Source organism: Thiopseudomonas sp. SA1F2-1K, from assembly GCF_057443035.1.
Map to the genome: position 1 here is coordinate 160,537 of NZ_CM172014.1, position 14,464 is coordinate 175,000.

Annotated in this window: 17 protein-coding genes and 1 pseudogene (1 of these 18 cut by a window edge); 12 read left to right on the forward strand and 6 right to left on the reverse strand. The window is 46.9% G+C overall.

From position 1 onward, the window contains the following. The first annotated feature begins 60 nt into the window (after positions 1–60). The 7 genes from AC2T15_RS00740 to AC2T15_RS00770 all read left to right on the forward strand — a co-directional run bounded on the left by AC2T15_RS00740 (position 61) and on the right by AC2T15_RS00770 (position 5,534). Positions 61–549 carry a Fur family transcriptional regulator gene (locus AC2T15_RS00740; protein ID WP_286594142.1) on the forward strand — a complete coding sequence of 163 codons (489 nt, stop codon included), beginning with the start codon at positions 61–63 and terminating at the stop codon, positions 547–549. Continuing rightward, positions 542–1,324 carry a zinc ABC transporter ATP-binding protein ZnuC gene (znuC, locus tag AC2T15_RS00745; RefSeq protein WP_486778488.1) on the forward strand — a complete coding sequence of 261 codons (783 nt, stop codon included), beginning with the start codon at positions 542–544 and terminating at the stop codon, positions 1,322–1,324. The genes AC2T15_RS00740 and znuC overlap by 8 nt, the downstream gene beginning before the upstream one ends. Continuing rightward, positions 1,317–2,102 (forward strand): zinc ABC transporter permease subunit ZnuB, encoded by a 786-nt coding sequence (gene znuB / locus AC2T15_RS00750; RefSeq protein WP_286594143.1) that lies wholly within the window; start codon positions 1,317–1,319, stop codon positions 2,100–2,102. Before znuC ends, znuB begins: the two co-directional genes overlap by 8 nt. An 83-nt stretch (positions 2,103–2,185) precedes the next feature. Continuing rightward, positions 2,186–2,950 carry a hypothetical protein gene (locus AC2T15_RS00755; RefSeq protein ID WP_486778489.1) on the forward strand — a complete coding sequence of 255 codons (765 nt, stop codon included), beginning with the start codon at positions 2,186–2,188 and terminating at the stop codon, positions 2,948–2,950. 117 nt (positions 2,951–3,067) lie between these two features. Further along, positions 3,068–4,066: a methionine ABC transporter ATP-binding protein gene (locus AC2T15_RS00760; RefSeq protein ID WP_486778490.1), complete on the forward strand. Its 999-nt coding sequence runs from the start codon at positions 3,068–3,070 to the stop codon at positions 4,064–4,066. Positions 4,067–4,068: 2 nt separating this feature from the next. Next, complete coding sequence (locus AC2T15_RS00765) at positions 4,069–4,734, forward strand: methionine ABC transporter permease (protein WP_080995552.1); 666 nt, start codon at positions 4,069–4,071, stop codon at positions 4,732–4,734. A 23-nt stretch (positions 4,735–4,757) separates the two neighbouring features. Continuing rightward, entirely contained in the window at positions 4,758–5,534 is a 777-nt protein-coding gene (locus tag AC2T15_RS00770) for a MetQ/NlpA family ABC transporter substrate-binding protein (protein WP_053100947.1), read from the forward strand. Between the two features lie 73 nt (positions 5,535–5,607). Here the strand turns inward: AC2T15_RS00770 and AC2T15_RS00775 are convergent. Beyond that, positions 5,608–5,920 (reverse strand): annotated as a pseudogene (locus AC2T15_RS00775) (helix-turn-helix domain-containing protein); the annotation flags it as partial. 124 nt (positions 5,921–6,044) lie between these two features. Between AC2T15_RS00775 and AC2T15_RS00780 the strand changes: the two are divergent. After that, a complete protein-coding gene (locus AC2T15_RS00780; protein WP_053100948.1) occupies positions 6,045–6,470 on the forward strand; it encodes an OsmC family protein in 426 nt (141 codons plus the stop codon). A 202-nt stretch (positions 6,471–6,672) separates the two neighbouring features. Continuing rightward, the gene (gene speD, locus AC2T15_RS00785; RefSeq protein ID WP_486778491.1) at positions 6,673–7,467 is read left to right on the forward strand and encodes an adenosylmethionine decarboxylase; all 795 of its coding nucleotides are present in this window, start codon (positions 6,673–6,675) and stop codon (positions 7,465–7,467) included. A gap of 65 nt (positions 7,468–7,532) precedes the next feature. Here the strand turns inward: speD and coq7 are convergent, their stop codons facing one another. Together coq7 and AC2T15_RS00795 are read right to left on the reverse strand one after the other, a co-directional pair. Beyond that, positions 7,533–8,180, reverse strand: a complete 648-nt coding sequence (gene coq7 / locus AC2T15_RS00790; RefSeq protein WP_486778492.1) for a 2-polyprenyl-3-methyl-6-methoxy-1,4-benzoquinone monooxygenase — start codon at positions 8,178–8,180, stop codon at positions 7,533–7,535. Between the two features lie 55 nt (positions 8,181–8,235). After that, on the reverse strand, positions 8,236–8,574 hold the full coding sequence (locus AC2T15_RS00795; protein ID WP_053103328.1) for a histidine triad nucleotide-binding protein: 339 nt from the start codon (positions 8,572–8,574) through the stop codon (positions 8,236–8,238). An 88-nt stretch (positions 8,575–8,662) separates the two neighbouring features. On the opposite strand from AC2T15_RS00795, the gene AC2T15_RS00800 reads away from it, so the two are divergent. Continuing rightward, complete coding sequence (locus AC2T15_RS00800) at positions 8,663–10,138, forward strand: AAA family ATPase (protein ID WP_486778493.1); 1,476 nt, start codon at positions 8,663–8,665, stop codon at positions 10,136–10,138. Positions 10,139–10,201: 63 nt separating this feature from the next. Here the strand turns inward: AC2T15_RS00800 and hemJ are convergent, their stop codons facing one another. Continuing rightward, on the reverse strand, positions 10,202–10,627 hold the full coding sequence (gene hemJ / locus AC2T15_RS00805; RefSeq protein WP_486778494.1) for a protoporphyrinogen oxidase HemJ: 426 nt from the start codon (positions 10,625–10,627) through the stop codon (positions 10,202–10,204). A gap of 140 nt (positions 10,628–10,767) precedes the next feature. Between hemJ and argC the strand changes: the two genes are divergently transcribed. Both argC and erpA read left to right on the forward strand, forming a co-directional pair. Then, on the forward strand, positions 10,768–11,802 hold the full coding sequence (argC, locus tag AC2T15_RS00810) for an N-acetyl-gamma-glutamyl-phosphate reductase (RefSeq protein ID WP_286594150.1): 1,035 nt from the start codon (positions 10,768–10,770) through the stop codon (positions 11,800–11,802). Between the two features lie 136 nt (positions 11,803–11,938). Next, positions 11,939–12,289 carry an iron-sulfur cluster insertion protein ErpA gene (gene erpA, locus AC2T15_RS00815; protein WP_053100954.1) on the forward strand — a complete coding sequence of 117 codons (351 nt, stop codon included), beginning with the start codon at positions 11,939–11,941 and terminating at the stop codon, positions 12,287–12,289. Between the two features lie 18 nt (positions 12,290–12,307). On the opposite strand, the gene AC2T15_RS00820 is transcribed toward erpA, so the two are convergent. Both AC2T15_RS00820 and AC2T15_RS00825 read right to left on the reverse strand, forming a co-directional pair. Continuing rightward, positions 12,308–13,414 carry an anhydro-N-acetylmuramic acid kinase gene (locus tag AC2T15_RS00820; protein WP_286594151.1) on the reverse strand — a complete coding sequence of 369 codons (1,107 nt, stop codon included), beginning with the start codon at positions 13,412–13,414 and terminating at the stop codon, positions 12,308–12,310. Next, on the reverse strand, positions 13,411–14,464 hold the 3' portion of the coding sequence (locus AC2T15_RS00825; RefSeq protein ID WP_286594152.1) for a peptidoglycan DD-metalloendopeptidase family protein. The gene runs 374 nt beyond the window's last position; 1,054 of the gene's 1,428 nt are visible here — the last part of the coding sequence; its start codon lies off the right edge, out of view; it ends in the stop codon at positions 13,411–13,413. Before AC2T15_RS00825 ends, AC2T15_RS00820 begins: the two co-directional genes overlap by 4 nt.

Genomic DNA, 14,464 nt, shown 5'->3' on the forward strand with positions numbered 1-14,464 from the left:
ATGTATCTCGCTAAAGAAAAGTTATATAGTAACGTTTAGTTTTTGTGGAGTCAGCTACCAATGGAAAAAATACCTAACCATTGCAGTGAAGAGAATCATCAGCACTGTATTGATCATGCCTTAGCCCAAGCCGAGCAGCTATGTAAACAGCAAGGATTACGTTTTACCCAGTTACGGCAGCGGGTGCTGGAGCTGGTTTGGCAAAGTCATCAGCCGATGGGGGCCTATGATATTTTAGAGGTGTTGAGTACCGTGGATGGCCGCCGTGCTGCGCCGCCTACGGTATATCGAGCGTTAGACTTTTTATTGGAAAATGGCTTAATTCATCGGATCGCTTCATTAAATGCCTTTGTTGGTTGCCAGCATCCAGAAACCCCACACCAAGGGCATTTTTTCATTTGTCAGCTGTGTAAATCAGCCTATGAATTTCCCCATGGTTTAATCGATCAAGCAATTGCGCAGCAGGCGCAAAGTATTGATTTTTTAGTGCACAACCATACTGTGGAAGTAGCGGGTGAGTGTGCCCAATGTCGAGCACAGCATGCCTAAACCCTTAGTTAAGTTAGATAATATTGGTATTGAGTTTGCCGGTAAAAATACTCTAGAGCAGATCAGTCTTGAGTTATATGCCAATGAAACGCTTACGTTAGTTGGCCCAAATGGTGCTGGCAAAACCACTTTGGTAAAAATTTTATTAGGATTACTCGAGCCCAGCAGCGGTAGCATCACGCGCCAAGCAAAGTTACGTATTGGCTATATGCCGCAAAAGCTAGCGGTGCATCCGACTATGCCGCTGACCGTTGAGCGTTTTTTACGCTTGGTGCCAAATACTCGTAAGAGCGAGATTCAACAGGCCTTAGCCGAAGTGGGGGCGGAAAAAGTCTTGCATAGCCCCATTCAGCGTATTTCTGGCGGTGAGTTGCAGCGAGTGCTCTTAGCCCGTGCACTGCTTCGCAAGCCCCAGTTACTGGTATTAGATGAGCCGGTTCAAGGGGTGGATGTGAATGGTCAGCTGGAGCTGTATAAGTTAATCGCTGACTTACGAAAGCGTTACCAATGTGGTGTATTTATGGTGTCCCATGACTTGCACTTGGTGATGGGGTCAACTGATCGGGTGATTTGCTTAAATCGCCATATTTGTTGTTCAGGACACCCTGAGCAAGTGAGCGAAGATCCAGCTTTTATTGAGCTATTTGGCCGCAAAGCTGCCAGTAACCTAGCGGTGTATCACCATGATCACGATCATGCCCACGATTTACATGGCTGCGTAGTCACGCCGCATACTTCTCATCATCAACACGGGCCCGATTGCACCCATGGCTGACTTTCTTTTATATGCACTAATTTCTGGTATCGCTTTGGCTTTAGTGGCAGGGCCTTTAGGCTCTTTTGTGGTATGGCGGCGCATGGCCTATTTTGGCGATACCTTGTCTCACTCGGCATTGTTTGGGGTGGCTTTAGGCTTATTGTTAGAAATTTCACCGAGCGTAATGGTGCTAGGGGTTTGTTTATTGTTGGCTGTGTTTATGGTGATTATGCAGCAACAGCAGTCGCTAGCAGCCGATACGTTGTTGGGCATTATGGCGCATAGTAGCTTGGCCGTGGGGTTGGTGACCTTAAGTTTTATGCCCAGTGTCCGGGTAGATCTTATGGGTTATTTATTTGGCGATCTATTGGCGGTGAGCTTTAATGAAGTACTGCTCATAGTCTTGGGTAGTATTTTAGTGCTAGGACTACTGGGCTATTTTTGGCGTAACCTGCTGGCGTTAACGGTGGATGAAGAACTAGCCAAAGTTGAGGGTTTACCAGTAACCCAACTGCGCTTGGTGTTGATGTTGTTAATTGCAGTGGTGATTGCAGTGGCAATGAAGGTGGTGGGGGTGTTATTGATTACCTCGTTACTGATTATTCCCGCTGCCACCGCACAAAAGTTGGCCCGCAGCCCTGAACAAATGGCGTTAATGGCCAGTGTAATTGGCCTGTTGTCAGTGCTTGGAGGGCTATCCATGTCGTGGCATTTAGATACTCCCGCTGGGCCTTCAATTGTGGTGTGTGCGGCATTGTGTTTTGTCTTAAGCTTACTGATTAGGTTGCGTCGCTAAGGGGAATTTTGTCTGCGGCAATTTATCCAAACCGTATGAAGGTGTAGACTGCACGGCAATTTAGTGACTCGGAAAACAACTTAATGAAACAATTCATGGTGCGCAGCATTGCGCTGAGCGGAATGTGTGTTTTTTTAATGGCTTGTCAAGGAGTGGCACAGCAGACAGCACAAGAGAAGCAAGAGATGCAGTTTGCCATCTCAGCTCAAGTGTTTGAGCAGTATTTACAGGCAGATAACTTGCCGTTTGCCGCAGAGCAATTAGATGAAATGCAATCTGCGGGATTGTCTGGTACCGCGCTTGAGTTATATCAGCAGCAGCTAGCAGAAGCGTGGTTAGCTAAAAGTAAACACGCGCTAGAGCAGCATGATATGCAACAAGCAGCAACGGCGCTGGCCAATGCCCGCAAATGGTTACCCGATGCACCCGCTTTAGCTGCTGAATTACCTGAGGCGGTGATAGAGCCAGCACCTCCTGAGCCAGTGGTACCGCCTGTTAAAGCGTTACCCAAGCCCGCTGTTAAAGCCAAGCCAGCACCTAAAGCCCAAGCACCTGCAGAGCCTGCCGCTGTGGCTCCGAGTGCGCGCTCTTTGACGGTAGTAAAAAGCATTGCCTTACCCATGCAAGATAATCTGCGCTTGGGGAGCACCTTAGAGCAAGCGGCGAAACAAGCGATTGATGGCCGTTACCAGATCGCAGTCCAGGTGCAAGACACCAAAGAGTTTCATTGGGTGGCCGCACTATTGAATACGCGCTTTAAGCGATTATCTGCGACCTTTAATCCACAGTTGATTGAGCGAATTGCCGTGGATCAGGCGCCGTTGTTGCAGTTATTAAGCGCTGAATAATTATATATTCCAAAATCATCTTAGGCTGACACTTTAAAGTATTTATCATTCTAAGTGGTGGCGGGCATAGTGATCGACCGAGTAGGGTCGGACTCTCAACTCTATACAAGGTTTTTTGTGATTAAATTCCACGATATTACAAAGTCCTATCACGTGCATGGGCAGCTAGTTCCTGCGCTGCAAACAACGAACTTAACGGTTGCGCGTGGTGAGATTTTTGGTTTGATTGGCCACTCGGGCGCTGGTAAAAGTACTTTATTACGTTTGATTAATCGCCTAGAAGAACCAAGCAGTGGCCGGATTGAAATTGATGGCACCGAAGTAACCGCTTTAAATGCAGAAGGGCTAAGAGCATTTCGTGCACAAATTGGCATGATTTTTCAGCACTTTAATTTATTGTCGTCAAAAACTGTCGCGGATAACGTGGCCATGCCACTGCGTTTGCACGGTAAGCACAGTAAAGCAGAGATTACGCGAAAGGTTGCCGAGCTATTACAGTTGGTTGGTTTAAGCGAGCATGCGCATAAGTACCCTGCACAGTTGTCAGGAGGACAAAAACAGCGGGTTGGGATTGCTCGGGCATTATCCACTGACCCCAAAATTTTGCTGTGTGATGAAGCGACCAGTGCCTTAGACCCGCAAACCACTGGTCAGGTACTGCAATTGTTAAGGGATATTAATCAGCAGCTTGGGCTAACGATTGTGCTGATTACCCACGAAATGGATGTGATTCGACGGGTGTGTGATCGGGTAGCAGTAATGGATGAGGGGGTGCTGGTTGAGCAGGGGAATGTGGCCGAGGTGTTTTTGCATCCGCAACATCCGACCACCCAGCGTTTTGTGCAAGAAGGTGAGGACGATGATGCCTTGGATTTGCAGCAAATTCAGGGACGTATTGTACGTTTGACGTTTCTTGGTCAATCAACCTACTCGCCAGTGCTGGGTGATGTGGCTCGCGCCACTGGAGTAAATTACAGTATTTTATCGGGCCGGATTGGCCGTATTAAAGATCAACCTTGTGGCCAGTTAATGCTGGCGCTAACAGATGGTGATGTGAAATTAGCCGAGCAGCAGTTACAGGCCGCAGGCGTAACAGTTGAGGTAGTACGCCCATGATAATGGCTGATTTTTTTAGTAACGTTGATTGGTATGAGATTTGGCAGGCTAGCCTAGATACCTTAATTATGCTGGGTGCCTCTTTGCTCTTTATTATTCCGTTGGGATTGTTCATCGGCATCGTGTTATTTTTGACCGCGCCCAATCAATTATTTGCTAATGGCAAGCTGTATGGAGTGTTATCGTTCGTGGTGAACGTAGTGCGCTCTTTGCCGTTTATTATTTTATTAATTGCGATGATTCCCTTTACCGTGATGATTACCGGTACTTCGTTAGGAGTAATGGGGGCGATTCCGCCCTTGGTAATAGGGACAACGCCGTTTTTTGCCCGCTTAGTAGAAACGGCACTGCGTGAAGTGGATAAAGGGATTATTGAGGCAACCCAAGCCATGGGTGCTACCACTCGACAGATTATCAGCAGTGCTTTATTGCCTGAGGCTTTGCCGGGAATTATTGCCGCGATTACAGTGACGGCGATTACGCTGATTTCTTACACCGCGATGGCTGGCTTAGTAGGAGCAGGTGGTCTTGGAGATTTAGCTGTACGTTATGGCTACCAACGCTTTCAGGATGATGTCATGCTGGTAACCGTGGTGTTACTGGTAGTGATTGTGCAGATTATCCAAAGTGTGGGTGATCGCTTAGTGGTTCATTTTTCGCGTAAGTAATGAGTGATTCAAGGAGAAGACAAATGAAAAAATTATGGTTAGCCATTGCTGCCGCCAGCACCTTAATCGGTTCGGCCCATGCAGCAAGCTTAACAGTAGCCGCAACACCTGTGCCCCACGCTGAGATTTTAGAGTTTGTAAAACCACAGCTAGCAAAACAAGGCATTGAGCTGGAGGTTAAGGTATTTACCGATTACGTACAGCCCAACGTTCAGGTGGCTGAAGGACGCTTAGATGCTAACTTCTTCCAGCATCAACCCTATTTAGATGAGTTTAATGCAACTAAGAAAACCAACTTAGTCAGTGTTGCAGGCATTCATATCGAGCCATTTGGCGCTTATTCAGCCAAGCTTAAATCCCTTGAAGAGCTGCCAAATAAAGCCAATGTGGTGATTCCTAATGATGCTACCAATGGTGGCCGTGCGTTATTGTTATTGCAGCAAGCTGGCGTGCTTAAGTTAAAAGAAGGTGCAGGCATCACTGCCACTCCGAAAGATATTGCTGATAACCCCAAGCAAATTAAAGTGCGCGAGCTAGAAGCTGCGACCTTGCCACGGGTATTAAATCAGGTGGATGTGGCGTTGATTAATACCAACTACGCGCTAGAAGCCAAGCTTAATCCGCAAAAAGATGCGTTAGTGATTGAGGGTGCCGATTCACCTTATGTGAATATCGTGGTAACCCGTGAAGATCACACCCAAGACGAGGCGATTCAGCAGCTGGTAAAAGCCTTAGAAACTGAAGAAGTGAAAAACTTTATCAATGAAAAGTATCAAGGAGCGGTGGTTCCAGTCTTTTAAATAGGTTTTAAGCTTTTAGCTGCAGTCGTTAGGCTGCAGCTATGGGGCGGGATCCAGAGTTAAGCTGACCTACTTACCGGGTGCCGTAGATCACCATGGTTTTTCCCGCCACTTCAATCAAGCCTTGTTTCTCTAAGTTCTTTAAGACGCGGCCAACCATTTCTCTGGAGCAGCCGACAATACGGCCAATTTCTTGGCGAGTAATTTTGATTTGCATGCCATCTGGATGAGTCATGTAGCTCTGGTTTATATAGCTAGTTTCTGTAATTTCACATTCAGAGCGTGTACGAAAACATGTGCTGCGTGCTTCTGCTGTCTCATCAAATAATGCTAACTTACCAAAAGTAATCTTTATTTAGGTAGGCAATAATAGCTTCTTTGGCATCATAAAAACCTAAATTGATCAGAGAGCGATTCGCACTTGCCTTAATTTTTAACTGGCTCAGTATAGCGTTTTAAAAAAAATCTGCAGCTAGGTTAAACTGATTTTTTCTTAGGAGTTAGGTAATAATGCAAGCAACAGTTAAGTGGGTAGATGGCGTACAGTTTGTGGCTGAGAGTGGCAGTGGTCATGCCGTTGTTATGGATGGTCCACCAGAGTTTGGTGGACGTAATATGGGCGTGCGACCAATGGAAATGGTGCTAATGGGGTTAGGTGGTTGCAGCAGCTTTGATGTGATTAATATTTTGAAAAAATCACGCCAGCAGGTAGTAAGCTGTGAAGCTCAGTTACAAGCTGAACGGGCAGAAACCGAGCCTAAAGTTTTTACTAAGATCAATTTACACTTTGTGGTTAAAGGCCATGAGCTGAAACCCAGTGTGGTACAGCGTGCGGTTGATTTATCGGCAGAAAAATACTGTTCAGCTTCGATTATGCTCAGTAATGGTGGCGTGGAAATTACCCATTCGCTAGAGATTTTAGCGGCCGATGCTTAAGCGAGTGAAATAGATAGCTAACTGCGGGTGAGTTTTGCATAATACCCGCCTTTTTAAGTGAGGCTCTAGGGTCTACAGAACAAAACCATAATCGCATAGCGAAGAGGTGAAACACGCCCTACGCAGCTCATTGGTGATCACAGTGAGCTGACAGGCATACATTGATAACGCGGCTAGCCGCATTTCTTAAGAGTAGTGACCAGTGACTAGTAAACTTCGGCTGCATGGGTTTAATAACCTGACCAAAACCCTAAGCTTTAATATCTATGATATTAGCTATGCTCAAACCACGGACGATCAGCAAGCCTATGTGGCTTATATTAATCGCGAATATGACGCGGAACGTTTAACGCAAATTTTGACCGATGTGGTTGATATTATTGGCGCTAATATTCTTAATATTGCCCGCCAAGATTATGAGCCCCAGGGTGCCAGCGTCACTATTTTGATTTCTGAGCAGCCAGTTGAACCAACAGCAAGCCAAATTGAAGAGTCGCCAGGTCCATTGCCGGAAACTGTGCTGGCCCACTTAGATAAAAGCCATATCACTGTGCATACCTACCCAGAAATGCACCCGGTAGACGGTATTGCTACGTTCCGAGTGGATATTGATGTATCGACTTGCGGTGTGATCTCGCCACTGAAAGCGCTGAACTATCTCATCCATCAGTTTGATTCTGATATTGTCACTGTTGACTATCGCGTGCGTGGTTTTACTCGTGATGTTGAGGGACGTAAGCACTTTATTGATCATGAAATTAACTCGATTCAGAACTACCTAACCGACGTTACCCGTGCTGACTATCAAATGACAGACGTTAACGTTTATCAGGAAAACCTGTTTCACACTAAAATGCTGCTGAAAAACTTCGAGCTAGATGACTATCTGTTTGGCGATGCCAGTCGCAATCTATCGTATGAGCAGCGCCGTGAAGTTGAGCAGCGCTTACGCCATGAAATGCTAGAGATTTTCTACGGCCGTAATATGCCTTACTAAATAAGGGTTTATTGCATTACGTAAAAAGCACGCCAAAGCGTGCTTTTTGTGTTTTTAGACTAGGACTAAATACGGTAAGTAGCTTTAGTCATCACTTTAGCAATTTGGCTCATACTCCATTTCACCGGAGTTGGGAAACGAATTCCGCCAGCAGCTAAAGCGCCGGTAGCATGTTCTTCTTCATCGGTACGCATTTGCTCTAAAATTGCGCGGCTTTTTTGATCTTCAGGGGCCAACTGAGTCAGGTGATCATCTAAATGCTTACAGACTTGCTCTTCAGTGGCAGCGACAAAACCTAAGCTGATACGATCGCTAATTAAACCAGCCCCAGCGCCAATACCAAAAGATAAACCATAAAATAGAGGATTCAATACACTGGTATGCCCCCCCAGTTGATGGATACGCTCCTCACACCAGACTAGGTGATCAATTTCTTCGTCAGCCGCGTGCTCCATGGCCGAACGTATTTCTGGCAGGCGTGCAGTCAAAGCTTGGCCTTGGTATAGGCCTTGAGCGCAGACTTCGCCGGTGTGATTAATGCGCATGAGGCCTAAGGTATGGCGTCGCTTTGATTCGGTTAGCTCGGCTTCTTGCGCTAAATGGGCGGGCGAAGGGCGGGTAGGGGTGTTGCTTTGCGGAAGCAAGGTCTTTAAGGCGGCATCTGCCTGCAGCAGCAAGCGATCGAAAGGTGAATAGTGACGTTGATTAGCCATGCTGAACTCCGAAAAAGTGAAGGCTGCCCATAAGCAAATAGAGGCAGCCAGTATACTAGCCTGGAGGCCACTCCAATTGACGCTGACCAAGTACATGTAAATGAATATGGTACACCGTTTGGCCGCCATGCTCATTGCAGTTCATCACCACACGATAGCCTGCATCACAGCCAAGTTCGTTAGCTAAACGCTGGGCGGTATATAAAATATGCCCTGCCAGTTCACGGTCGGCTTCGGTTAAGTCATTGAGAGTGGTGATATGTTTTTTAGGAATCACTAAAAAATGCACCGGAGCTTGCGGCGCAATGTCATGAAAAGCGTACACTAACTCATCTTCGTAAATTTTATTGGAGGGAATATCGCCTTCAATAATCTTACAAAACAAACAATCCATCGGCAGACTCCTCTTTGTTTTATTTTAGGATAAGTGAGTTTAGCGATGCCTAGGCATGAGAGCCAGCGTTAATTAATAGGACCCTAATGTGAGAAACGATGTACGTGATTTGCACTTAGTGTTAGAGGCTAAGGTGAAATTAATTGCTTTAGAGTCATGGGATGAAGTGCGGGTGCTGGAAACCCTCACCCAGTTAGCGATTCAGCGCGCGCTGCCTATGTATGTCTGGTCGGTTAGTCAGGGGCTTAATAGCCTTGATTTTTTTGAGCTGGAGAAAACCGAAACCACCGATCCGGCACTTGCTTTGCGCCAAGTGTTAGCTGCTAAAGGGCAAGGCTTATATGTGTTTTGTGATTTGCATCCATTTTTAGAAGATAACCCGTTAGTCGTGCGCTTATTAAAAGAGATAGCGATGGCTACCGAGCAAGATAAGCCAACGATTATCTTGGTATCGCATCAGCTAGATTTACCGGTTGAGGTGCAGCGTTTCTCAGCTCGCTTAAGTCTTGCCTTACCTAGCGAAGAAGAGTTGCACGGTATTGTGCGCGAAGAAGCCTTACGCTGGAGCCGATTAAACCAAGGCACACGGGTGAAAACTGATCAGCACACCCTGAGCCAAGTAGTGAGTAACTTACAGGGCATGAACCATGCCGATGCTAGGATGTTGGCGCGGCGCTTGATTTGTGATGATGGCGCGATTACCCAAGAAGATGTGCCAGAGCTGAATAAAGCCAAATTTGCCTTATTAAACTTAGATGGGGTGTTGACCTATGAAGCTGATGTTGCCCGCTTTGCTGAGGTGGGCGGGTTGGCCAACTTAAAGCGCTGGTTAGGTCAACGGCGGACTGCCTTTTTACGCAATAGCGGCACCGACTTACCAAAAGGGGTGTTGCTAGTTGGGGTGCAAGGCAGTGGTAAAAGCCTGGCAGCCAAGGCGGTGGCCGGCTTATGGGGCTTGCCCTTGCTGCGCTTAGACTTTGGCAGTTTATATAATAAGTTTTTTGGTGAAACCGAGCGTAACCTGCGCGAAGCCTTGCGTATGGCGGAGCAAATGTCACCTTGTGTACTGTGGATGGATGAAATTGAAAAGGGCGTTGCCTCTGGTGAATTAGATGGTGGTGTCAGTCAGCGGGTTTTAGGTACCTTGCTGACATGGCTGGCTGAGCGTAAACAGCCGGTTTTTACCGTAGCCACGGCCAATGCAATTCACCGTTTGCCACCAGAGCTAGTGCGCAAAGGTCGGTTTGATGAATTGTTCTTTGTTGATTTACCGACACTGGCCACCCGCAAAGAGATTTTCGCTATTCATTTAACTAAGCGTGAGCTAGCGGTGTCGTCTTTTCGCTTAGAAGAGCTAGCGCAGCAAAGCGAAGGTTTTTCCGGGGCTGAAATTGAGCAGGTAATCGTGGCTGCTTTTTATACCTGTAACGCCAGAGGCATTGCTTTAAGCCAAGCGGTGTTAATCGAGGAAATCCAGAAAACCGTACCCTTATCTGTCACCTTAGCTGAATCATTAACTGCATTACGCGAGTGGGCACAAGATCGTACAGTGCCTGCAGAATAGCCGAGTGCTGTTTATGAGGGGTTGATTATGGCGCCTGTAGCAGCGCCATAATCAAGGAGCAGTTTAAAAAGGTTTTAGCACCGCTAAAATAATAATCGCCAGTAAAAAAATGACTGGAATCTCATTAAACCAGCGATAAAAGACATGGCTTTTAGTGTTGGCGTTATTAGCGAATTTTTTCAGCATGGCGCCACACACGTGGTGATAGCCAACCAACAGCACAATTAAAGTGAGTTTGGCGTGCAACCAGCCTGATTGAAACCACGATGGATTTAAATACAGCATTAAACCACCAAACACTAAGGTGGCAATCATTGAGGGGTTCATAATACCGCGATAGAGCTTGCGTTCCATAACCTGAAAGCGCTCTTGGCTGATGCTATCGCTGCTAGCGGCATGGTAGACAAATAAGCGCGGCAAGTAGAAGAGTCCTGCAAACCAGCACACCATTGCAATCAAGTGCAGTGCTTTAAACCAAAGATAGGCCACGTTGGCTCCTTATCAAGTCAAAAAAGATAGCTTATTAGAACATAATTACCTGCAGAATAAATTCCCGCAGCGCTTAATAGCTTATCAGCGTAAGTCTGATAAAATTCCCCCTCGGTTCATTCATTTTAGGAGAAAGGTCAGTGATTAAAGTCGGCATTGTGGGTGGAACAGGGTATACCGGTGTAGAATTGCTGCGCTTATTAGCACTGCATCCGCAGGCTGAGGTAAGTGTGATCACTTCGCGCTCAGAAGATGGCGTTAAAGTAGCTGATATGTACCCTAACTTGCGTGACTATTATCCTGAGCTAACGTTTTCTAATCCCTCGGCTAAAGAGCTTGGGCAGTGTGATGCGGTATTTTTTGCTACACCCCATGGCGTAGCCCATGGCTTAGCCGCTGAATTATTAGCTGAGGGTACCAAAGTGCTTGATCTCTCAGCTGACTTTCGCCTAGAAAATATTGCCGAGTGGGAGCAGTGGTATGGCCAAACCCATGGTGCCCCTGAATTAGTAACAGAAGCTGTTTATGGCTTACCCGAAGTTAATCGGGAAGCCATTAAGCAAGCCCGTTTAATTGCAGTGCCAGGCTGCTATCCCACTGCGGTACAGCTGGGTTGGTTGCCGTTAGTTGAGGCCGGCTTAGTTTCTGGTCCGATGATTGCTAGCTGTGCGTCGGGTGTGAGTGGTGCAGGGCGTGGCACTAAGTTGGGCTCACTCTTTTGTGAGGCAACGGAAAATATGATGGCGTATGCAGTAACTGGCCATCGCCACTTACCTGAAATTAAACAAGGTTTACGTCGTGCCAGTGGTGGTCAAAATTTTGACGTAACCTTTACGCCGCATCTAGTGCCTATGATTCGGGGAATTCACGCCAGCTTATACGCCACAGTGCAAGATTGCACCGTGGATCTGCAGCAGTTATTTGAGCAGTATTATCAACACGAGCAGTTCGTTGATGTTTTACCTGCGGGTATAAATCCACAAACCCGTTCAGTGCGAGGAGCTAATTACTGTAGGTTAGCCGTTTATCGTCCACAGGATGGCGATACCGTGGTAGTGCTTTCGGTGATTGATAACTTGGTCAAAGGAGCTTCGGGTCAAGCAATTCAGAACTTAAATATTTTATTTGGTTGGCCTGAAAATAGCGGCTTAGAGTCGGTAGCGCTCATGCCTTAAATTGGCAGAGTGCTTAATAGTTGACTAGAAAGGTCGGAAAAGACATTATATCCATCTGCTGATTAGTTAAATGTGCTTGCGTGCGCGTTTGATCTAGCTGATTAACCATTACTGGCGTAAGCCGGGAGAAAAATAAATGAGTGTTGAAGCCTTCGTTCCTGCTGCCATGCATTTTACTGCCAATGCAGCGAACAAAGTTAAAACCTTGATTACAGAAGAAGGTAATCCAGAGTTAAAACTGCGGGTATTTATTACCGGCGGTGGTTGCTCAGGTTTTCAGTATGGCTTTACGTTTGATGAAGAGCTCGCTGAAGATGACACCTTAATTGAGCGTGATGGCGTGGCCTTAGTGATTGACCCTATGAGCTATCAATACTTAGAAGGGGCTGAGGTGGATTATCAAGAAGGGTTAGAGGGTTCACGTTTCGTGATCAATAACCCAAATGCCACCACTACCTGTGGCTGCGGCTCTTCATTCTCGATTTAAGCAGATATTTACCCTGTATTACGCAGGGTAAATCCCTCCGAGTATTCGTAAACCCTTAGCGCCCGTCACTTCAGGGCGATTGCCGGGAATCCCTTCTAGGCAACAATAGGCTAACCAAGCAAAGGCCATAGCCTCAATCCAGTCCGCTGGCATGCCTACAGCATCGGTTGTGCTAACAGTGCAGCGCGGCAAATGGTGCTGTAACCGCTGTAATAAATATAAGTTATGCGCGCCACCGCCACATACTAAAAGTTTTTCGGCCTCTGGCATTGCTTGCAGCAACGCATCAGCACAGCTTTTGGCGGTGAGTTCTAGCAATGTTGCCTGTACATCTGCAGTGGGCAAGTCTGGAAATTGTGTTAGGTGTTGGGTTAGCCAGGACCAATTAAACAGTTCCCGTCCAGTACTTTTGGGGCCAGTGCTATGGAAAAAAGTTTCACTGAGCATCGCTTCAAGTAGCGCCGGTTGCAGTGTGCCGCTGGCAGCCCATTGCCCAGCAGCGTCATAGGCTTGGCCTTGATGTTGCTGGATCCAAAGATCCATTAATGCATTACCAGGGCCGCAATCAAAGCCAGTGACCGGCTGATTGGGCGCCATCAAGCTTAGGTTGCTGAAGCCGCCAATATTGAGTACGGCACCGGGCGCATTCAACTGGTGAGTAAATAATTGGTGATGAAAGGCTGGTACTAGTGGTGCACCTTGACCGCCCGCTGCAACATCTCGCCGTCTGAAGTCGGCCACTACAGTGATTCCAGTAAGCTCCGCTAAAAGAGCAGGGTTATCAATTTGAATGGTAAAACCTTGCTCGGGTTCATGTCGTACTGTTTGACCATGGCTACCAATTGCGGCAATGGCTTGCGGACTAATTTGTTGTTGTTCTAGCAGCTGCAAGATCCCTTGAGCAGCTAACTCAACCCATTGATTGGCCGCTTGTGCAGCTAAGGCGAGTTCATTGTCACCGCTGGCCGATAGGCGTAATAAGGTTTGGCGTAAGGTGCTGGGCATGGCAACAAAAAAGCTAGCGACTAATTGCGTAGTGCTAGCTTCTTGTTGGATTAATGCAATGTCGAGCCCATCAAGGCTGGTGCCCGACATAATGCCTAGATACAGATTGGAAGGGCTCATTTCTTGGCCAGTAGCGTATCTTTATGCTGATCAATTTTGGCAAACAACGGTTGTGTCATGCTAAGGAAACGCTGCTTTTCTTTTCCAGTTAATGGATCAGCAGTGGGTAAGCGTTGGCTTAAGGGATCCACATGCACACCATTCACTTGAAACTCATAATGTAAATGTGGCCCAGTAGACAGCCCTGTGGTACCAACGTAGCCAATAATTTGGCCTTGACGCACACGGCTGCCATTAGTAATTCCTTTAGCAAAACCGTGCATATGGGCATACAGCGTTTGATAACTTTGTCCGTGTTTAATGATCACGGTGTTGCCATAACCACCACGGCGGCCGGCATGGGTAATAATGCCATCGCCAGTTGCTTTGATAGGCGTGCCACGAGGTGCTGCATAATCAACACCGTTATGGGCGCGAATCTTGTTTAAGATGGGATGCTTGCGGCCAGGATTAAAACGTGAGCTGATCCGTGCAAACTCAACGGGAGTGCGGATGAAAGCTTTACGCATGCTTTTGCCGTCAGCGGTGTAGTAGGCAGCTTGCCCATCACCTTGTGCATAGCGCACCGCGGTGTAAGTTTTGCCACGGTTAGTGAAGCGTGCAGCTAATATTTTACCGGTGCTAATCAGTTCACCATCCAGCGTGTGCTTTTCGTAGACCAGTTCAAAGCTGTCACCGGCACGAATATCTTTAGCAAAGTCTACATCGTAGCGAAAGATATTAGAGAGTTCGGTAGCGACTTTTTGTGGTAGGCCTGCAGTGCGTGCTGCTGCATTCAGCGAGGTTTTTACTGTGCCAGTAGCTACTGCTTGCTCAATGGTAGGTACTAGCTTTTCGCTTTTGAATTTGTATTTTTCAGCTGCAGCCTCACGTTCAATATAGATACTTTCAAGGCGGCTAACATCGGTGCTCATAGACAGCAGCTGGCCTTGTTCGTCTAATTGTACCGATAAAGTCTGACCAACTTTTAGCTTGGTAAAGCGCTGAGCCTGCTTATCTTCGCGTAACAGCTGATTTAATGCACTATAACTGAGGCCTAAATTAGCAAAG